Origin of the sequence: Pseudomonas sp. GM24 (genome assembly GCF_000282235.1) — a bacterium.
GTDB lineage: Bacteria > Pseudomonadota > Gammaproteobacteria > Pseudomonadales > Pseudomonadaceae > Aquipseudomonas.
Window position 1 is genome coordinate 1 of record NZ_AKJR01000047.1, and the last position, 18,634, is coordinate 18,634.

At 57.0% G+C, this 18,634-nt stretch carries 17 protein-coding genes and 4 tRNA genes; 5 read left to right on the forward strand and 16 right to left on the reverse strand.

Annotated elements, in window-relative coordinates:
* Nucleotides 1–182: 182 nt before the first annotated feature.
* From PMI23_RS07430 to PMI23_RS07480, 10 genes are all read right to left on the reverse strand, one after another.
* Nucleotides 183–2,054, reverse strand: coding sequence for a SurA N-terminal domain-containing protein (locus PMI23_RS07430; RefSeq protein WP_007917317.1), 1,872 nt, complete (start codon nt 2,052–2,054; stop codon nt 183–185).
* Between the two features lie 228 nt (nt 2,055–2,282).
* Nucleotides 2,283–2,555: an HU family DNA-binding protein gene (locus PMI23_RS07435; RefSeq protein WP_003183171.1), complete on the reverse strand. Its 273-nt coding sequence runs from the start codon at nt 2,553–2,555 to the stop codon at nt 2,283–2,285.
* A gap of 148 nt (nt 2,556–2,703) precedes the next feature.
* Nucleotides 2,704–5,100 carry an endopeptidase La gene (lon, locus tag PMI23_RS07440; RefSeq protein WP_007917325.1) on the reverse strand — a complete coding sequence of 799 codons (2,397 nt, stop codon included), beginning with the start codon at nt 5,098–5,100 and terminating at the stop codon, nt 2,704–2,706.
* Nucleotides 5,101–5,263: 163 nt separating this feature from the next.
* Entirely contained in the window at nt 5,264–6,547 is a 1,284-nt protein-coding gene (gene clpX, locus PMI23_RS07445) for an ATP-dependent Clp protease ATP-binding subunit ClpX (protein ID WP_003223632.1), read from the reverse strand.
* 112 nt (nt 6,548–6,659) lie between these two features.
* Nucleotides 6,660–7,295, reverse strand: coding sequence for an ATP-dependent Clp endopeptidase proteolytic subunit ClpP (gene clpP / locus PMI23_RS07450; RefSeq protein WP_007951559.1), 636 nt, complete (start codon nt 7,293–7,295; stop codon nt 6,660–6,662).
* 93 nt (nt 7,296–7,388) lie between these two features.
* Nucleotides 7,389–8,699 carry a trigger factor gene (gene tig / locus PMI23_RS07455; RefSeq protein WP_007917329.1) on the reverse strand — a complete coding sequence of 437 codons (1,311 nt, stop codon included), beginning with the start codon at nt 8,697–8,699 and terminating at the stop codon, nt 7,389–7,391.
* Between the two features lie 402 nt (nt 8,700–9,101).
* Nucleotides 9,102–9,177, reverse strand: a tRNA-His gene (locus tag PMI23_RS07465).
* 77 nt (nt 9,178–9,254) lie between these two features.
* A tRNA-Leu gene (locus tag PMI23_RS07470) sits at nt 9,255–9,339 on the reverse strand.
* Nucleotides 9,340–9,396: 57 nt separating this feature from the next.
* Nucleotides 9,397–9,472: transfer RNA gene (locus PMI23_RS07475), tRNA-His, on the reverse strand.
* A 32-nt stretch (nt 9,473–9,504) separates the two neighbouring features.
* Nucleotides 9,505–9,581 (reverse strand) — tRNA-Arg (locus PMI23_RS07480).
* A gap of 275 nt (nt 9,582–9,856) precedes the next feature.
* Between PMI23_RS07480 and folD the strand changes: the two genes are divergently transcribed.
* The gene (gene folD / locus PMI23_RS07485; RefSeq protein WP_007917331.1) at nt 9,857–10,711 is read left to right on the forward strand and encodes a bifunctional methylenetetrahydrofolate dehydrogenase/methenyltetrahydrofolate cyclohydrolase FolD; all 855 of its coding nucleotides are present in this window, start codon (nt 9,857–9,859) and stop codon (nt 10,709–10,711) included.
* A 230-nt stretch (nt 10,712–10,941) separates the two neighbouring features.
* Nucleotides 10,942–11,880 (forward strand): D-alanyl-D-alanine endopeptidase, encoded by a 939-nt coding sequence (pbpG, locus tag PMI23_RS07490; RefSeq protein WP_007917333.1) that lies wholly within the window; start codon nt 10,942–10,944, stop codon nt 11,878–11,880.
* Between the two features lie 53 nt (nt 11,881–11,933).
* Here pbpG and PMI23_RS07495 read toward each other — a convergent pair whose 3' ends face one another.
* From PMI23_RS07495 to PMI23_RS07505, 3 genes are all read right to left on the reverse strand, one after another.
* Nucleotides 11,934–12,140 (reverse strand): hypothetical protein, encoded by a 207-nt coding sequence (locus PMI23_RS07495; protein WP_007917335.1) that lies wholly within the window; start codon nt 12,138–12,140, stop codon nt 11,934–11,936.
* Between the two features lie 12 nt (nt 12,141–12,152).
* Nucleotides 12,153–12,359 (reverse strand): DUF6021 family protein, encoded by a 207-nt coding sequence (locus PMI23_RS07500; RefSeq protein WP_007917337.1) that lies wholly within the window; start codon nt 12,357–12,359, stop codon nt 12,153–12,155.
* 89 nt (nt 12,360–12,448) lie between these two features.
* Nucleotides 12,449–13,120, reverse strand: a complete 672-nt coding sequence (locus PMI23_RS07505; protein ID WP_007917339.1) for a peptidase C39 family protein — start codon at nt 13,118–13,120, stop codon at nt 12,449–12,451.
* 234 nt (nt 13,121–13,354) lie between these two features.
* Here PMI23_RS07505 and PMI23_RS29835 point away from each other — a divergent pair, with 234 nt between their 5' ends.
* Nucleotides 13,355–13,522: a hypothetical protein gene (locus tag PMI23_RS29835; protein ID WP_177321046.1), complete on the forward strand. Its 168-nt coding sequence runs from the start codon at nt 13,355–13,357 to the stop codon at nt 13,520–13,522.
* Nucleotides 13,523–13,784: 262 nt separating this feature from the next.
* Here PMI23_RS29835 and PMI23_RS07515 read toward each other — a convergent pair whose 3' ends face one another.
* Both PMI23_RS07515 and PMI23_RS07520 read right to left on the reverse strand, forming a co-directional pair.
* Entirely contained in the window at nt 13,785–14,534 is a 750-nt protein-coding gene (locus tag PMI23_RS07515; RefSeq protein ID WP_007917342.1) for a TerC family protein, read from the reverse strand.
* A gap of 29 nt (nt 14,535–14,563) precedes the next feature.
* Complete coding sequence (locus tag PMI23_RS07520; RefSeq protein WP_007917343.1) at nt 14,564–14,806, reverse strand: hypothetical protein; 243 nt, start codon at nt 14,804–14,806, stop codon at nt 14,564–14,566.
* A gap of 133 nt (nt 14,807–14,939) precedes the next feature.
* Between PMI23_RS07520 and nhaR the strand changes: the two genes are divergently transcribed.
* Nucleotides 14,940–15,839 (forward strand): transcriptional activator NhaR, encoded by a 900-nt coding sequence (gene nhaR, locus PMI23_RS07525; protein ID WP_007917345.1) that lies wholly within the window; start codon nt 14,940–14,942, stop codon nt 15,837–15,839.
* Here nhaR and PMI23_RS07530 read toward each other — a convergent pair.
* Nucleotides 15,834–16,997 (reverse strand): MFS transporter, encoded by a 1,164-nt coding sequence (locus tag PMI23_RS07530; RefSeq protein WP_007917347.1) that lies wholly within the window; start codon nt 16,995–16,997, stop codon nt 15,834–15,836. The genes nhaR and PMI23_RS07530 overlap by 6 nt on opposite strands.
* 336 nt (nt 16,998–17,333) lie before the next feature.
* Here PMI23_RS07530 and sstT point away from each other — a divergent pair, with 336 nt between their 5' ends.
* Nucleotides 17,334–18,566, forward strand: coding sequence for a serine/threonine transporter SstT (gene sstT, locus PMI23_RS07535; protein WP_007917349.1), 1,233 nt, complete (start codon nt 17,334–17,336; stop codon nt 18,564–18,566).
* Nucleotides 18,567–18,634: the final 68 nt, after the last annotated feature.

Sequence of the window (18,634 nt, forward strand, 5' to 3'; positions counted from 1 at the left end):
GTTTGCCAAAGTGACCCGCCGTAAGGGCGGAACCGCCAGCGGCAACACCCGCAGAAACGGATATTCATAAAAAACACCCGCAGCATGGCTGGCCCAAAGGCCGCCACACCCAGCCACCCAGCGCAAAAAAAAAGCCCCGACCTATTCAGGCCGGGGCTTTCACATTACATCTCAGTCAACCATCAAAACCGCTTGATCTCAGCCTGAGCTTCCAACTGCTTGCGATACGCCGCAAAGTCCTGCTGCCCCTCACGCGAAGCAAGGAAACGACGGTACTGAACCTTCTCTTCATCCGTCGGCGCAGCCGCTTCGTTAACGCCATTCAGACGCACGATCATCAGACTGCCATCGGGCAACGTCACGCTGGTGAACGTCGGCTTGTCCTTGGCAGCCGGCTTCGGCATACGGAACAACGCCTGCAGCACCGCCGGATCAACACCTTCCTGACCACGAGTGGCCGCTTCGGTGGCTTTCCAGTTCTGACCCTCAACTGCCTTGTCCAACGGCGCCTTGCCATCACGCAGATCAGCAATCAGCTTCTCGGCCTTGGTCTTGGCAGCCGCACTGGCGTGCTCTTTGGTCAACTGAGTGCGGATAGCCACATTCACGCTTTCCAGCGGCAGTTGCGCAGGCTTCAGGTGCTCCTTGGAACGCAGCACGATCACGGTTTCCGGATCCAGCTCAATGGCGGTGCTGTTGGCACCTTCGTCGATCACTTCAGTGCTGAACGCTGCGGTGACCACGGCACGGTTGGCCGCAACACCTTCGCCACCCTCACGGCCGAACGGCTTGGAGGTGTGCACGGTCAGTTTCAGATCCGCCGCTGGCTGAGCCAGGTCAGACGCTTCGAACGCCGAGTCTTCCAGTTGCTTGGTCGCCTCGACAAAACGCTGCTCGACCTGTGCGGCTTTCAGCTCGCGGGTCAGCTTGTCTTTCAGGCTGGCCAGAGTCGGCACTTCAGGCGCTTCCACACCCAGCAGCTTGATCAAGTGGTAACCGAAGTCAGTACGAATCGGCTCGGACACCTGGTCTTTCGACAAGGAGTACAAGGCTTTTTCGAACGCCGGGTCGTAAACACCCGGACCTGCATAACCGAGGTCACCACCGTTGTTGGCCGAACCCGGGTCCTGCGAGAACTCCTTGGCCAGCGCTTCGAACTTCTCGCCCTTGGCCAGACGCGCCTGGACTTCGTCGATCTTCGCCTTGGCCTGAGCTTCGGTGGTCTTGTCGTTCACTTCGATCAGAATGTGCGCGGCACGACGCTGTTCCGACAGGTTGGCGATCTCTTTCTGATACGCCGCCTGCAGGTCTTCGTCCTTGACCGCAACCTGATCGAAGAACGAAGACTTCTTCAGTTCTACGTAATCGATGATCACTTGATCCGGAGTCATGAACTCCTTGGCGTGCTCGTCGTAGTACGCCTTGACTTCGTCGTCGGTCAGTTTGACCGCTGCCGGGTCAGCCTTGACGTTCAGTGTGGCGAAATCGCGGGTCTGTTTTTCCAGACGGGCAAATGCCAACACTTCAGCGTCGGTGACGAAACCGCTGCCAGCCACACCGGCACGCAGTTGGCCGATCAGCATTTCCTGAGCCAGCATCTGGCGGAATTGCATACGGCTGTAACCCAGTTGACGGATCACCTGGTCAAAGCGCTCGGAGCTGAACTTGCCGTCCACCTGGAATTCAGGTGTTTGCAGGATCACTTGGTCCAGTGCGCCTTCGGAGAAAGCGAATTTCGCTTGTTCGGCGCCTTGCAGCAGCAGCTTGCGATCGATCAGACCCTTGAGGGCCGATTCGCGCAGCATTTTCTCATCAAGCAAGGAAGCATCGAAGTCTTTGCCCAACTGTTGCATCAACTGACGGCGTTGCATATCAACGGCCTGACTCAGTTCGTTCTGGCTGATTTCTTCACCGTTGACCTTGGCCGCCTCATTCTTGTGAGTCGTGGCCTGGAAAATGGCGTCGAAACCGGTCAGAGCCATCAGTGCAACGATGACCCCGATAATGGTCTTGGCAATCCAGCCTTGTGAATTGTCCCTGATATTCTGCAGCATGCGTCCCCCAGAAACGGTTGAACTTCAAAATTAGGCAACCGTGGAGCGTGGGTAGAATCCGGATAGAAGAAAGGCGCATCCGAGGATGCGCCTTCTCGTAACTGGCGGAGCGGACAGGGCTCGAACCCTCGATCCCGGCGTTACAGGCCACTGTTTCAGCGACCTGCTCTACCGCTCCGCTGCCAAGTCAGGCATGACCCCGACCCGGATGGGTAAAAACCTGAAAACTTAGTTAACAGCTTCTTTCAGTGCTTTACCGGCTTTGAAACCTGGCTTCTTGGCAGCCGGGATTTCCAGAGTCTTGCCGGTCTGAGGGTTACGACCGGTACGAGCCGGACGGTCCGTCACGGAGAAAGTACCGAAACCAACCAGAACAACGGAGTCGCCAGCCTTCAGAGCGCCAGTGACGGATTCGATTACAGCGTCCAGCGCACGGCCAGCAGCAGCTTTCGGGATATCAGCGGATGCAGCGATAGCATCAATCAGTTCCGACTTGTTCACTCTAAGTCCCCTTATATCTATTTTGAGATGATTCTAAGTTTTTTGGTGAAAGCAAAAACGAGTGCTGAATGGCCTACAGACACTTAAGAGCCGCTTTATAACAAGGGCTCTAAAAAACTGTCAAGGAAGCCCCCCAGTCAAAAGCGTATTAATGCGTGCTAATTCTTTCCTTAGAGTCAGACTCACGTTTTTCATCCTTGGCAACTATCTCCGGAGCCACATCCGGCAAGGGCTCCGGCGCGTATTGCAGCGCAATTTGCAGGACCTCGTCAATCCATTTAACCGGTTTAATCTGCAGATCCTGCTTGATATTGTCAGGAATCTCCTTCAGATCACGCACGTTCTCTTCCGGAATAATCACAATCTTGATTCCGCCGCGGTGAGCCGCCAGCAATTTTTCCTTCAGACCACCAATTGCCAGCACCTGACCACGCAGGGTAATTTCACCGGTCATGGCGACATCGGCGCGCACCGGAATGCCGGTCAATGCCGACACCAGCGCCGTGCACATGCCTACACCAGCGCTAGGGCCGTCCTTCGGGGTCGCCCCTTCGGGCATGTGGATATGCGTGTCGCGCTTCTCGTGGAAGTCCAGAGGAATGCCCAGGCTCTTGGCGCGGCTGCGCACTACAGTGAGCGCAGCAGTGATCGATTCGACCATTACATCGCCCAGCGAACCGGTCTTGATCAACTGACCTTTACCCGGCACAACCGCGGCTTCGATGGTCAGCAATTCGCCGCCCACCTGTGTCCAGGCAAGGCCGGTCACCTGACCGATCTGATCCTGCTGTTCGGCCAGACCGTAGCGGAATTTGCGCACACCCAGGAAGTGCTCCAGCAGATCAGCTGTCACTTTCACCGAGAAGCGTTTTTCCAGTGCGTGCTCTTTAACAGCCTTGCGGCAGACCTTGGCGATCTGACGTTCGAGGCCACGCACACCGGCTTCACGGGTGTAGTAACGGATGATGTCGCGAATCGCTTCTGCGTCGAATTCCAGCTCGCCCTTCTTCAGACCGTTAGCGGCGATCTGTTTAGGCGAGAGGTATTTGACCGCGATGTTGATCTTCTCGTCTTCGGTGTAGCCCGGCAGACGGATCACTTCCATCCGGTCGAGCAGCGCCGGCGGGATGTTCATCGAGTTCGAGGTGCACAGGAACATCACATCGGAAAGGTCGTAATCGACTTCCAGATAGTGGTCGTTGAAGTTGTGGTTCTGCTCTGGATCGAGCACTTCCAGCAATGCCGATGCCGGGTCGCCACGCATGTCACTGCCCATTTTGTCGATTTCATCGAGCAGGAACAGCGGGTTGCGCACACCCACTTTTGTCATCTTTTGAATCAATCTTCCCGGCATCGAACCGATGTAAGTCCGACGGTGACCGCGAATTTCCGCTTCATCACGCACGCCACCGAGGGCCATGCGCACGAATTTGCGGTTGGTGGCGTGAGCGATCGACTCTGCCAGCGAGGTTTTACCCACGCCCGGAGGACCGACCAGGCACAACACCGGGCCACGGATTTTCTTCACGCGTTTTTGCACGGCGAGGTATTCAAGGATACGTTCCTTGACCTCTTCGAGGCCGTAGTGATCGGCATCGAGAATGTCTTCTGCACGCGCCAGATCCAGGCGAACCTTGCTCTGCGCCTTCCACGGCACTTGCACCAGCCAGTCGATGTACGAGCGCACCACCGTGGCCTCAGCGGACATCGGCGACATCTGCTTGAGCTTGTTCAGCTCGGCCGTGGCCTTGGCCAACGCGTCTTTCGGCAGACCGGCAGCGTCGATACGCTTTTTCAGGTCTTCGATTTCGTTGTGGCCTTCGTCGCTGTCGCCGAGTTCTTTCTGAATGGCCTTCATCTGCTCATTCAAGTAGTACTCGCGCTGACTGCGCTCCATTTGCTTTTTGACGCGGCCACGAATGCGTTTTTCGACTTGCAGCAGATCGATCTCGGCATCCAGCAACGCCAGAACGTGCTCGACCCGGGCCGACAAATCGATGATTTCGAGGATTTCCTGCTTCTGCTCGATTTTCAGCGCCATGTGCGCCGCCATGGTGTCGACCAGGCGACCCGGCTCATCGATGCTGTTGAGCGACGACAGGACTTCAGCCGGGACTTTCTTGCCCAGCTGCACATATTGTTCGAACTGCGACAGCAGCGTGCGCACGAACACTTCGGATTCGCGCTCGGCAGCGTCGACTTCTTCAATCAGCGAAACTTCAGCACGGCAGTGGCCGTCGACTTCGCTGAAGCGTTCGACGGTGCCACGCTGCTCACCCTCGACGAGAACCTTTACGGTGCCGTCAGGCAGCTTCAGAAGCTGTAGAACAGTGGCGATGGTACCTACGCGATAGAGAGCGTCTTCACCGGGATCGTCGTCAGCCGGGTTTCTCTGGGCCAGCAGGAGGATCTGCTTGTCGCCCGTCATCGCGGCCTCGAGGGCTTCGATGGATTTCTCGCGCCCCACGAACAGCGGGATAACCATGTGCGGATAAACCACGACATCACGCAATGGCAGGAGAGGCAATTCGATGGTTGTCTTCATGATTTCGCCTCTACGGCGGCCATATGGCCGTAATCAGATGGAATTGAGCTTGAAACCAAGATGGGGGCTGCCTTGAAAAAAAACAAGCGCTAAGCGGATGTAAAAAATGACATAAAAAAAAAGAGGCCCGAAGGCCCCTTCTTTATTCCAGCAGACTGGACGCTTACGCGTCCGGCGCTGCCTTGGCTGTCGGCTCACTGTTCTCGTAGATATACAGTGGCTTGGACTTGCCTTCGATCACGCTTTCATCGATCACGACTTTGCTCACCTCGGACTGCGAGGGGATTTCATACATCGTGTCGAGCAGTACACCTTCGAGAATCGAACGCAGACCACGGGCACCGGTTTTACGTTCCAGGGCACGCTTGGCGACCGATTTCAGCGCGTCTGTGCGGAATTCCAGATCCACGCCTTCCATCTCGAACAGCTTGGCATACTGTTTGGTCAGAGCATTTTTCGGCTCGGTGAGGATCTGCATCAGCGCAGCCTCATCCAGCTCGTCCAGCGTCGCGAGGACCGGCAGACGACCGACGAACTCCGGGATCAGACCGAACTTGACCAGATCGTCAGGCTCGACTTCACGCAGGGATTCACCGACTTTCTTGCCTTCTTCCTTGCTGCGCACTTCCGCATTGAAGCCGATGCCGCCCTTGGTGGAACGGTTTTGAATAACCTTTTCCAGACCAGAGAACGCACCACCGCAGATGAACAGGATGTTACGGGTGTCGACCTGCAGGAATTCCTGCTGCGGGTGCTTGCGACCACCTTGCGGCGGTACGGATGCGACCGTGCCTTCGATCAACTTCAGCAAGGCCTGTTGCACGCCTTCACCGGAAACGTCCCGGGTGATCGACGGGTTGTCGGACTTGCGGGAAATCTTGTCGATTTCGTCGATGTAGACAATACCCATCTGGGCTTTCTCTACGTCGTAATCGCACTTCTGCAGCAGCTTCTGAATGATGTTCTCGACATCTTCACCCACGTAACCCGCCTCGGTGAGGGTGGTTGCGTCGGCAATGGTGAACGGAACGTTCAGCAAGCGGGCCAGTGTTTCGGCCAGCAGGGTTTTACCGGAGCCTGTCGGGCCGATCAGCAGGATGTTGCTCTTGCCGAGTTCGACGTCGTCAGCCTTTTTGTCACGCTGGTTCAGGCGCTTGTAGTGGTTGTACACCGCTACGGCCAAAACCTTTTTGGCACGCTCCTGACCAATGACGTACTGGTCAAGGATGCCGCTGATTTCTTTAGGCGAAGGCAATTTATGCGCGCTGCTTTCGGCCTGGGCTTCCTGCACCTCCTCACGGATGATGTCATTGCACAGGTCGACGCACTCGTCGCAGATAAAGACCGAGGGGCCGGCAATCAATTTGCGCACTTCATGCTGGCTTTTGCCACAGAAGGAGCAATAGAGCAGCTTGCCGTTGTCCTCGCCGTTGCGGGTGTCAGTCATTCGTTCGATCCAAATCCGATAGGCTTGCAACACAAGATGAAGGCTATTGCGGGCTTTTTCAAGCCCGCCGCTGATCAGACAAGCCGACCAAGCCTATTTTGAGCTGCTTATTTTAAGCTGGGCGCTGGTTGATCACTTCGTCGATCAGGCCATATTCCTTCGCAGCTTCTGCACTCATGAAGTTGTCGCGATTGGTATCGCGCTCGATTTCTTCCAGAGTACGCCCGCTGTGCTTGGCCATCAGCGTGTTCAGACGCTCGCGAATGAAGAGGATTTCCTTGGCATGGATCTCGATGTCCGACGCCTGGCCCTGGAAACCGCCCAGTGGCTGGTGAATCATCACGCGCGAGTTCGGCAGGCAGAAACGCTTGCCCGGGGCACCTGCGGTCAGCAGGAATGCACCCATGCTGCAGGCCTGGCCGATGCAGGTGGTCGACACGTTCGGTTTGATGAACTGCATGGTGTCGTAGATCGACATGCCTGCAGTCACCGAACCGCCCGGGGAGTTGATGTAAAGATGGATGTCCTTGTCCGGGTTTTCCGCTTCAAGGAACAGCAGTTGCGCGCAGATCAGGTTGGCCATGTAGTCCTCTACCGGACCAACCAGAAAGATCACTCGCTCCTTGAGCAGGCGCGAATAGATGTCATAGGCGCGTTCGCCACGAGCAGATTGCTCGACAACCATCGGGACCAGGCCGCCGGCGGCCTGGATATCAGAGTTCTGCTGAATATAAGAATTACGGAACATGCTCTGCAGTCGCTCCCAAATAGTTATGTCTTGAATACGCATAAGCCAGCTCGAGAGCTGGCTTATGGTGTGTACTTCTTAACGCAAATTCAATCAGTCGGCTGTTGGAGCTTCTACCGGCTTGACTGCTTCTTCGTAAGAGACCGCTTTGTCGGTCACACTAGCTTTCTGCAGAACAGTATCCACAACTTGTTCTTCCAGCACAACCGAACGCACTTCGTTCAGCTGCTGCTCGTTTTTGTAGTACCACGACACAACCTGCTCAGGCTCTTGGTAAGCCGAAGCCATTTCCTGAATCATTTCGCGAACGCGAGCTTCGTCAGGCTTCAGGTCGAACTGCTTGACCACTTCAGCAACGATCAGGCCCAGCACGACGCGGCGCTTGGCTTGCTCTTCGAACAGCTCGGCCGGCAGTTGATCAGGCTTGATGTTGCCACCGAACTGCTGAACAGCCTGCACGCGCAGACGGTCAACTTCGTTGGACAGCAGCGCCTTAGGTACTTCGATCGGGTTGGTGGCCAGCAGACCGTCCATTACCTGATTCTTGACCTTGGATTTGATCGCCTGACGCAGTTCGCGCTCCATGTTCTTGCGAACTTCGGTGCGGAAACCATCGATGCCGCTTTCCTTGATGCCGAATTGAGCGAAGAACTCTTCGTTCAGCTCTGGCAGCTTAGGCTCGGACACAGTGTTGACGGTCACGGTGAACTCGGCGGTTTTGCCGGCCAGGTCCAGGTTCTGATAGTCCTCAGGGAAGGTCAGGTTCAGAACGCGCTCTTCGCCGGCTTTAGCACCAACCAGGCCTTCTTCGAAGCCCGGGATCATGCGACCGGAACCCAGCACCAGTTGAGTGCCCTTGGCGGAGCCGCCAGCGAATACTTCGCCGTCAACCTTGCCAACGAAATCGATGTTCAGTTGGTCTTCGTTCTGGGCAGCGCGATCGGCCACTTCAAAACGAGTGTTCTGCTTGCGCAGGATGTCGAGCATTTTGTCCAGGTCAGCGTCAGCCACGTCAGCGCTCAGGCGCTCAACGGTGATGCCGTCGAAACCGGCAACGGTGAACTCAGGGAACACTTCGAATACAGCAACGTATTCCAGGTCTTTGCCAGCTTCGAGCGACTTAGGCTCGATCGATGGCGAACCTGCCGGGTTCAGCTTCTGCTCGACCACAGCTTCGTAGAAGGAGGACTGGATCACGTCGCCTACCGCTTCCTGACGAGCATCAGCACCGAAACGGCGCTTGATTTCGCTCATTGGCACTTTGCCTGGACGGAAGCCAGCAATCTTGGCCTTTTGGGCAGTCTGCTGCAGACGCTTGTTGACCTGAGTCTCGATGCGCTCTGCCGGCACGGTGACGCTCATGCGGCGCTCGAGAGCAGTAGTATTTTCAACAGAAACTTGCATGGATATTCCTCGTTGCACAGACGTTAGCCGGCCGTTTCCGACCCCAGAATCAAGGGCATGCATTCTAGTGGGTCAAACTCAAGAAGTCACCCTACTGAAAACGGGTAAAAAAACAGCAGGCATATTATCGGGACCGCCACACCAATGCAGCGCGTCCCACAGGCGAATACAACCAATCACGCCAGGGCTCTGCGCCAACCGCTTCTATATATAGAAGAGACTGCCAATCACTCCCTGACGGCCGCTCTTGCAAGCAAGCCCGGCGAACAGCGCAGCATCATCGAGCAACATAAATACGACGAAGCGCCCTGCCCCTGCACCCCGAAACCGGCAATCACCGATTTTCAGAAGCGCTAAAACAAAAAAGGCGCCAGACTGTTAAATCTGGCGCCTTTCGAAATATGGGGTGGACGATGGGGATCGAACCCACGACAACGGGAGTCACAATCCCGTGCTCTACCAACTGAGCTACGCCCACCATATTGCGTAACAAAAAAGCCAAACAACTTCTTTGTTGAAACCTCACCAGCCCGAAGACATGAATGAAGCTTTAATTGGTGCGGATGAAGAGACTCGAACTCTTACGCCTCGCGGCGCTGGAACCTAAATCCAGTGTGTCTACCAATTCCACCACATCCGCGGATGAAGCTTTTAAAGCAAAGGCGCCAGACTGTTACATCTGGCGCCTTTCGAAATATGGGGTGGACGATGGGGATCGAACCCACGACAACGGGAGTCACAATCCCGTGCTCTACCAACTGAGCTACGCCCACCATATCGCGTTACTTGTGCCAAAGCTGCCTAATGGCGCACCCGGCAGGACTCGAACCTGCGACCATCCGCTTAGAAGGCGGATGCTCTATCCAGCTGAGCTACGGGCGCCTTATTAATCTGTACTCTTAAAGGACTACAAACTAAGTGCTTTCCAGTGTCGCAGAACCTTGATTCCGCTTCACCTTCTTAACCAGTGCTAGGCTGTGCCCGACAAGTGCGACGAATAGTATAGAGCGCTCCGAAGGTCGTCAAATCCTTTTTGAAAAAAATTCATTTAATTAAAGGAGTTAGAGGAATTTGCTGACCAAGCGCCTTTGCCCTCACCGCTCGACATGCGAGAATGCGTTCTCATTTTTTCCCCTCTCGATGGTTAATCACGCGCAATGACTGCACAACTAATCGACGGCAAATCGATCGCCGCCAGCCTGCGCCAGCAGATCGCCCAAAGAGTTGCCGAGCGTCGCCAGCAAGGCCTGCGCACTCCCGGCCTCGCGGTGATCCTGGTCGGCAGCGATCCTGCCTCTCAGGTTTATGTCTCGCACAAGCGTAAAGACTGTGAAGAGGTTGGCTTCCTCTCTCAAGCCTACGACCTGCCCTCTGACACCACGCAAGACGCGTTGACCGATCTGATCGATCGTCTCAACGACGACCCTGCAATCGACGGCATCCTGCTTCAGTTGCCGCTGCCCGAGCACCTGGATGCCTCCAGACTTCTGGAGCGTATCCGCCCGGACAAAGACGTCGACGGTTTCCATCCTTATAACGTCGGTCGTCTGGCCCAGCGCATTCCGCTGCTGCGTCCATGCACGCCTAAAGGCATCATGACGCTGCTGGAAAGCACTGGCGCTGACCTTTATGGCATGGACGCAGTGGTCGTCGGCGCCTCCAACATCGTCGGGCGCCCGATGGCGATGGAACTGTTGCTGGCCGGTTGCACCGTGACCGTGACTCACCGCTTCACCAAGGATCTGGCCGGCCACGTTGGCCGTGCTGATCTGGTGGTGGTGGCCGCCGGCAAGCCGGGCCTGGTCAAAGGCGAGTGGATCAAGGAAGGCGCGATCGTGATCGACGTCGGCATCAACCGTCAGGACGACGGCAAACTGGTCGGCGACGTAGTCTACGAAACCGCCCTGCCCCGCGCTGGCTGGATCACTCCGGTGCCGGGTGGCGTCGGTCCGATGACCCGCGCCTGCCTGCTGGAAAACACCCTTTATGCGGCAGAAACCCTGCACGCCTGATCGGTACTTTCAGCAATAAGAAAAACCCGCCTTGTGCGGGTTTTTTCATGCCTGAGAAAAAACTGTAACCGTTCGCCGGAAACCCCTCTTTTTACAGGCCTTTTCACGAGTTTTTCAGGTCGTTCAAACAACCATCGACAGATCTTCAGCCATACTCCTAGAATGCGACGCTTTGAAGAAATAACCCGTTACAAACTAACGGAATATCCAACCTTTATGAGTTCGCCCGCGTGAAAATTCGTCTTTCGATTCTGAGCCTGTTTTTTGCTTTTACAGGCACATTCATCACGCCAACGATCAACGCTGCGGAAACCACCGCTGCCCCCCGTGACGCTTCGACCCTGAAGATCGCCTCCGGCAGCGCCCTGCTCATGGATATGCAGACCAACAAAGTCATCTACTCCAGCAACCCTGACGTGATCGTACCGATTGCCTCCGTCAGTAAGTTGATGACCGGTTTGGTAGTGGTTGAAGCCCGGCAGAACATGGACGAATGGATCAATGTCGATATCAGCAACACACCGGAAATGCGCGGTGTGTTTTCCCGAGTCAAACTCAAGAGTGAACTGCCGCGCCGCGAGATGCTGCTGATCGCCTTGATGTCTTCGGAGAACCGCGCGGCCGCCAGCCTCGCGCACCACTATCCGGGAGGCTACGCCGCCTTTATCGCGGCGATGAACGCCAAAGCCAAGGCACTGGGCATGACCAGCACGCATTTCGTCGAACCGACAGGCCTGTCGGAGCGTAACGTTTCCACCGCCCGCGACCTGAGTAAGTTGCTGGTGGCCGCGCATAAGTATCCGCTCCTCAGCGAACTGACCACCACCAAGGAAAAAACCGTGTCGTTCCGTAAACCCAATTACACCCTGGGTTTCCGTAATACCGATCACTTGGTCAATAAAGCCGACTGGGACATCAAGATCACTAAAACCGGCTTCACCAACCCCGCCGGGCATTGCCTGGTTCTGGTGACGAAAATGGGCAATCGCCCGGTCGCTTTGGTGATTCTCGACGCGTTCGGCAAGTACACCCACTTTGCCGATGCCAGCCGCATCCGCAGCTGGGTGGAAACCGGCAGGAGCGCCAACGTCCCAGCCGTGGCCCAGCAATACAAAGCCGTGAAAAATCTCAAGTCGCGCCAGAGCGGCGTGGTCGAAGCGTCCAAGTAACCTGCCGCACAAGAAAAAGCCCCGAATCCTCGGGGCTTTTTTTCATCTGCGAATCAGTCATTGGGCAGCGGCATCTTGTCGTCATCAGGGATGCCATCGCCCGCGCTCGGATCCCGCGCAGGTTCCGGCGTCAACACGTTGGGCCGGGCCATCGGGTCGCGCAGCGGGCTGTCCGGGTCCAGCACCGGATCAATCTCCGGCTCTGGCGTGGTGGGCACACTGTCGGGTTTATGGTCGTCGAAGCTTGAATCAGTACTCATACGCACCTCGCATCAAGGTTTCAGATCAGCCAGGGGATCGTAGGGTTTGGCTGGTTTCCTGGGGTCTTCGCCTGGCTCAACGTCGAGAGGCGCCTTGGCGGGGCCGACAGGATCGACTTGCGGATCATCGAGGTCGGGCGAGTCCGGATCAAACCCCAGATCATCTCCCGAAGAATGCTCGGACGAATGCGGGCCTTTCGGTGCTTGGGAATCTGTCATATCGCCTCCTGATTCACCCGCGGAAAGCGGGTTCTATTCGTAGGAGGCCTGCCGGGCGCAGTCGTGCCCGGCAAATGACGAACGGAGACTCAGTGGGCTGCCAGCGCCTTGCGCGCCTGCGCCGCTTCGTTTTCCTGACCGGCCTGAGCCAGATCATCCGCCGCTTTGAGCCAGCGCTGTCGGTCGACGGCTGCGGGGATCTGCGACGGTTTCTGAATCAGCACGGCCCAGCCACCGGACTTTTCCAGTGCCGACTCAAAGGAACTGAAACTCATCAGCTCGCGACGGTTCATGCCGGCGCGCAGCAACACTTTCTGCTTATTGCGGTCGTAGCCGGACAGGATCGCGTAACGCGGTTCGGCCCAGAATGCCGAACCCTCGCTGAAACGCACCATCACCGGATAACCCGCTGCCACTTGCTTCAACAGCGCTGGCAGCTTGCTGTCCAGCGGGTACACCACCATGCCGTACTCACGGGCAAGGTTTTGCAGATTCTGCTGCAATTGGTCTTCGGCACCCGGCAGGTGCAATGGTTTCTCGAGCAGCCCCGGGGTAATCACGATGCCCTGCTGCGACAACAGGCTAGCCAGCACTTGCGGCCCGCTTTGATTGGCTTCACCGCGATAGAACGTGCCGCTGAGTTCGACCCGCTCCGGCAGACGCTTGACCTCGGGCGCGACACTGCCTGCACATCCGGTCAACACGGCCGCGCAACCCGCCACCAGCAGCGCCGCACGAATTCGAGAAAATACCTGCACCATCATCACTCTCTGTTCAGACGCCGGTCATCGTGTTCCGGCAACGCCTGCGATCATAGGGCCGCTCCAGGCTGCGGTATAGCCTTAAGCGGCAGCCCCATCGATTGCATAGAGCAAACTGATTGGTCGCAATCGACCTTTGGTCAATAGTCTGAAACACCCCATTGTCTAGACTGTCACTGAAACAGAGCGAATTGAAAAAGCGTGCGCCCGATGCAGGGCGAAGAGGAGGCACTGATGAGCCTGACCATGACCATTGTGATGTTGATTGCCGGCTGGCTGGCCGTGGCGACTGCCATGTTGTGGGGGGTGTTGCGGATTTCGCGGCGCCACCATCATCCGGTTGAGCCTGCTGCGGTTGAGAAAACCGAGAAGCACAGCCCGCGTCACGCAACTGCGCACTGAGGCCAAACTTTAAAAGCAAAAGCCTCTCACCCTAGCCCTCTCCCGGAGGGAGAGGGGACTGATCGAGTTGTTTTTCGAGCTACGCCGACCTGGAAGACCAGGTTGAACACACGTTTAAAAACTACACAAATCGGCTCCCTTTCCCCCTCTCCCTTGGGAGAGGGCTGGGGTGAGGGGCTGGATCTATTCCACACTGCAAATCTTGATTCAAAAAAAACCGCCTGTTCTCTAAGAGTTCAGGCGGTTTTTGTACTTTCAGCAGTTACGCCTGCTCAGCCAGTTTCTTCTGCCTCGCCCGACGCGACATCATGTTCAGCACTTCAATCGCTGCCGAGAACGCCATCGCCGCATACACATAACCTTTCGGTACGTGGGCACCGAAGCCTTCAGCGATCAAGGTCATACCGATCATGATCAGGAAGCCCAGAGCCAGCATCACCACCGTCGGGTTGTCGTTGATGAACTTGGCCAGCGGCTCAGCAGCAAACAGCATCACCAGTACCGACACCACCACCGCGATGATCATGATCGGCAAGTGTTCGGTCATGCCGACCGCAGTAATGATGCTGTCGATCGAGAACACCATGTCGAGCATCAGGATCTGACCGATAGCGGCGGCAAAACCCAGGGTAACCGTCGAGGTCGCCGACTTCGGATCTTCCGGCGCCGGGTCCATGCTGTGATGGATTTCAGTCGTGGCCTTCCAGACCAGGAACAGACCACCGGCAATCAGGATCATGTCCTTCCAGGAGAACGCCTGGCCCAGAATCTCGATCACCGGCGCAGTCAGCTGCACGATGAAGGCGATGGTGCTCAACAGTGCCAGACGCAGAATCAACGCCATACCGATACCGATGCGGCGCGCTTTCTGCTGATACTGCTTGGGCAGCTTGTTGGTCAGGATCGAGATAAAGATCAGGTTATCGATGCCGAGCACGATTTCCATCACCACCAAGGTGGCCAAAGCAACCCAGGCGGTGGGGCTGGCGGCGAGCTGTAACAGATATTCCATGGGTCAGTCCTGACTCTGTGTAAGACGAATTAGATGGTCTTGGAGGAAGATTCGGATTTTTCCGCATCTTTTTCCGGTGTTTCTTTCTTCTCGATCAGCCCGCCGGTGGCATCGCTGAGTGCTTGCTCGGCGGCTTTGTGGGTGTCGTCAATCGCTTGCTTGGCGCTTTCGGCAGCCTTGCCCATCAGTTGCTGAGCGCTTTTCTCGGCCTGATCGCAACCGGCCAGAAGCAGTAAAGACGTAAACATCAATGCTGGGATGGTGTATTTCATGAGGCTTCCTTCGAATGAACAGACAGGGTCACAGACCAGCCGTCGATGGCTGGGCATTCTAGGGAGATGAACACTTCAGGAAAATTCGTATTTTTAGCGGCTATACTTCGGTTTTCACGAACTGTAGAACGTCATGCTCAATTATCGACAACTGCATTACTTCTGGGTCGTAGCCAAGACCGGCAGCATCGTGCGCGCCTGCGAGCAACTGAACCTGACCCCACAAACCATCAGCGGGCAAATTTCACTGCTCGAACAGACGTATGGCATCGAGTTATTCAGACGGGTCGGCCGGCAACTCGAATTGACCGAAGCCGGACGCCAAGCCCTGCCCTACGCCGAGCAAATGTTTCAGCTGGGTGGCGAGCTGGAACTGATGCTGCGCGCGCAACCCAACGAACAGCAGATCCTGTTCCGCGTCGGCGTGGCTGACGTGGTGCCGAAATCCATCGTCTATCGCCTGATCGCACCGACCATGGAGCTGAACGAACCACTGCGCATCACCTGCCGCGAAGACAAGCTCGAACGTTTGCTCGCCGATCTGGCCATCCAGCGTCTGGACCTGGTGATTTCCGACAGCCCGATGCCCTCGCACCTCGACATCAAGGGCTATAGCCAAAAGCTCGGTGAGTGCGGGATCAGTTTTTTCGCCACCCCGGAACTGGCAGCCAAATACGGCCAGGATTTCCCACGCAGTCTGCACGGTGCACCACTGTTGATTCCCGGGCCGGAAACCGTGGTGCGCAGCCGCTTGCAGCGCTGGTTTGCCGAGCAGCAGATCCAGCCGCAAATTGTCGGCGAATTCGATGACAGTGCCTTGATGCAGGCCTTCGGCCAATCCGGCAGCGGGATTTTTATCGGCCCGAGCGTGATTGCCGATGAGGTGAAGCGCCAGTATGGCGTCGAGCTGATTGGCCAGACCGACGCGGTGACCGAGTCGTTCTACGCCATTTCGGTGGAACGCAAGGTCAAGCACCCCGGCATCGTTGCGATTACCGAAGGTGCCCGACGCGAGCTGTTTACCGCGTTATGAGGCCTCGGCGCACATTTCGCGCGGCTTGAGCGTCATCAGCACCATGGCGAGGAACACCGACAGCAAAATGAACCCGGCGGCGGCAAAGCCAAGGAAGCCCAGACCCGCGCTGTCGATGACCCGACCACCGACGATGGCGCCCAGGCCGATCCCCAGATTGGCCCCGGCGATGTTCAACGAGGCGGCAAAGGCCGGCGCTTCCGGCGCCGCTTTCATCAGGCGCACGTGGCTGACCAGGAACAACGCAGCCTGGGTTACGCCCCAGATCCCCATCGCCACCGCCAAGCCCAGCGGCGAATGAATGTTCGGCACCAGCGAGACCATGCCGGCAATCATGAACGCACAGAACAACACCGACGCTCCCAGCGGATGCTTATCCACCGCACGACCGCCCAGCGAGTTACCAATCAACCCGACCGCGCCGAAGGCCATCAGGCACCAACCGACGACAGTGCCGTTGAACCCGGCGAGGCGCTCAAGAATGTCGGCCAGATACGTGTAAGCGGTAAACATGCCGCTGAACACCAGAATCGACAGCAGGATATGGCCGATCATCAGCGGACTGCGCAGGATTTTGAATTGCGAGCGGAAGCTGACCTGGTGCTGGTGCAGACTGGTTTTCGGCAGATAAACAAACAGCAACAAGGCTTTGGCAAAAGCGATCACCGCCAAAATCCCAAAGGCACTGCGCCAGCCGAACGCATCGGAAATCAGCGTGCCGACTGGAATGCCGAACACCGTGGCGCAGACAATGCCAAAACCGATCTTGGCAATCGCGCGACCGGCGAAATCCGGACCGACGATGTCCACGGCAGTCTCACTGGCCAAGGCCCAGAACACCGGCAGACCGAGCGCCGGGATCAACCGGGCAATCGCCATCACCCAGATATTCGGCGCCAGCGCCGCCACGGTATTGGCCAGACCAAACATGATCAGGATGCTGATAAACAGCTTGCGCCGCTCGAAGCGGGCGAAATACGCGGTCAGGAAAGGCCCGAACATCGCCACCGTGAAGGCGAACAAAGTCACCAGCAACCCGGCCTGCGGGATGGTGACTGCGAGGTCTCGGGCAATCGCCGGCAACAGGCCGACGATAACAAATTCCGTGGTCAGCACCGTGAATCCGGCAGCGGACAACAGAAGAATGGGCAACAGCATGCGCAACTCCAGCAAAACGACGACACCAGCGTTGACCCGGAGGCCCGCTGGCAGAGTTTGAAAATAAGGATGCGCAATCTTAACAGAGTGTGTCCGGGCTGACTTGCACAAACCTGCCGACTTTGTTGCCTGATCCGGTGGCAGATCGTCACATGCCTGAAGGATAAGGCCTACGCTGTGATAAAGTCCGCGCCCTGAAAAACGTACGGCCTGTTCAACGACCGGCTTATTGGCGTTGATGTCGCGTCAACACTTTCGGTTCGTGGCGGTGGTCTGCCCCTGTTTTGCCATCGCTTTACGCAACCTTGCACCCTATAAAAAATCAGAGATGCCGCTATGACCGCTTCATCCCCTTCTCTATTGCAACGCCTCAAGAACCTCAGCCTGGTCACGCAGATCCTCATTGGCCTGATCGCCGGTATCGCCCTGGCGCTGTTCGCCCCGGAAGCGGCGAAAGGCACGGCGTTCATCGGTAAAGTGTTCGTATCGGCGTTGAAAGCCGTCGCACCGATTCTGGTGTTCGTGCTGGTAATGGCCTCGATTGCCAACCACAAGCACGGCCAGGAAACCCACATCCGCCCGATTCTGTTCCTCTATCTGCTGGGCACCTTCGCTGCGGCGGTCGTGGCCGTGGTCGCGAGCATGGCGTTCCCGTCGCATCTGGTACTGTCGACCGACAACGTTTCGGTGACGGCGCCGGGCGGTATCGGCGAAGTGCTGCAAAGCCTGCTGTTGAGCGTGGTCGACAACCCGGTCAGCGCACTGATGAACGCCAACTTCATCGGCATTCTGGCCTGGGCGATCGGCATGGGCATCGCGATTCGCCATGCCGGCGACACCACCCGCGAAGTGCTGGGGGATCTGTCCAACGGTGTGACCTTGATCGTGCGTGTGGTGATTCGCTTCGCGCCGCTGGGCATTTTCGGTCTGGTCGCTTCGACGCTGGCTACGTCCGGCTTCGGCGCGCTGATCGGTTACGCGCACCTGCTGGCCGTGCTGCTCGGTTGCATGCTGTTCGTGGCGCTGGTGATGAACCCGCTGATCGTGTTCTGGAAACTGCGTCGCAACCCGTATCCGCTGACCCTCAAGTGCCTGCGTGAAAGCGGTATCACTGCATTCTTCACCCGCAGTTCGGCGGCGAATATTCCGGTCAATCTGGAGTTGAGCAAGCGTCTGGGCCTGCATGAAGACACCTATTCGGTGTCGATCCCGCTGGGCGCGACCATCAATATGGCCGGTGCGGCGATTACCATTACCGTGTTGACGCTGGCGGCCGTGCACACATTGGGTATTGCCGTGGACATTCCGACGGCGATTCTGCTCAGCGTTGTCGCCGCGATTTGCGCGTGTGGCGCGTCGGGTGTGGCGGGTGGTTCGTTGCTGTTGATTCCGTTGGCGTGCAGCCTGTTTGGCATTCCGAGTGAGATTGCCATGCAGGTGGTGGCGGTCGGTTTCATTATTGGCGTGTTGCAGGACTCGGCGGAGACGGCGCTGAACTCGTCGACTGACGTGCTGTTTACCGCAGCGGCGTGCCTGGGTGAAGAAGAAAAGGCCCAGCGTACGGCTTGATATTCGCTGTAATGAAAAGCCCGCCATGGTGTGAACCTTGGCGGGCTTTTTTGTGGCTGAGATCTTTT

Excerpts from the sequence above, each read along its gene's own strand:
- nhaR (WP_007917345.1), top strand. The coding sequence starts at position 14,940 with ATGCTCAATTATCGACAACTGCATTACTTCTGGGTCGTAGCCAAGACC.
- PMI23_RS07505 (WP_007917339.1), bottom strand. The coding sequence starts at position 13,120 with ATGGTGCAGGTATTTTCTCGAATTCGTGCGGCGCTGCTGGTGGCGGGT.
- sstT (WP_007917349.1), top strand. The coding sequence starts at position 17,334 with ATGACCGCTTCATCCCCTTCTCTATTGCAACGCCTCAAGAACCTCAGC.
- PMI23_RS07520 (WP_007917343.1), bottom strand. The coding sequence starts at position 14,806 with ATGAAATACACCATCCCAGCATTGATGTTTACGTCTTTACTGCTTCTG.
- tig (WP_007917329.1), bottom strand. The coding sequence starts at position 8,699 with ATGCAAGTTTCTGTTGAAAATACTACTGCTCTCGAGCGCCGCATGAGC.
- PMI23_RS07500 (WP_007917337.1), bottom strand. The coding sequence starts at position 12,359 with ATGACAGATTCCCAAGCACCGAAAGGCCCGCATTCGTCCGAGCATTCT.
- PMI23_RS29835 (WP_177321046.1), top strand. The coding sequence starts at position 13,355 with ATGAGCCTGACCATGACCATTGTGATGTTGATTGCCGGCTGGCTGGCC.
- PMI23_RS07495 (WP_007917335.1), bottom strand. The coding sequence starts at position 12,140 with ATGAGTACTGATTCAAGCTTCGACGACCATAAACCCGACAGTGTGCCC.
- PMI23_RS07430 (WP_007917317.1), bottom strand. The coding sequence starts at position 2,054 with ATGCTGCAGAATATCAGGGACAATTCACAAGGCTGGATTGCCAAGACC.
- lon (WP_007917325.1), bottom strand. The coding sequence starts at position 5,100 with ATGAAGACAACCATCGAATTGCCTCTCCTGCCATTGCGTGATGTCGTG.
- clpX (WP_003223632.1), bottom strand. The coding sequence starts at position 6,547 with ATGACTGACACCCGCAACGGCGAGGACAACGGCAAGCTGCTCTATTGC.
- PMI23_RS07515 (WP_007917342.1), bottom strand. The coding sequence starts at position 14,534 with ATGGAATATCTGTTACAGCTCGCCGCCAGCCCCACCGCCTGGGTTGCT.
- folD (WP_007917331.1), top strand. The coding sequence starts at position 9,857 with ATGACTGCACAACTAATCGACGGCAAATCGATCGCCGCCAGCCTGCGC.
- clpP (WP_007951559.1), bottom strand. The coding sequence starts at position 7,295 with ATGTTCCGTAATTCTTATATTCAGCAGAACTCTGATATCCAGGCCGCC.
- PMI23_RS07530 (WP_007917347.1), bottom strand. The coding sequence starts at position 16,997 with ATGCTGTTGCCCATTCTTCTGTTGTCCGCTGCCGGATTCACGGTGCTG.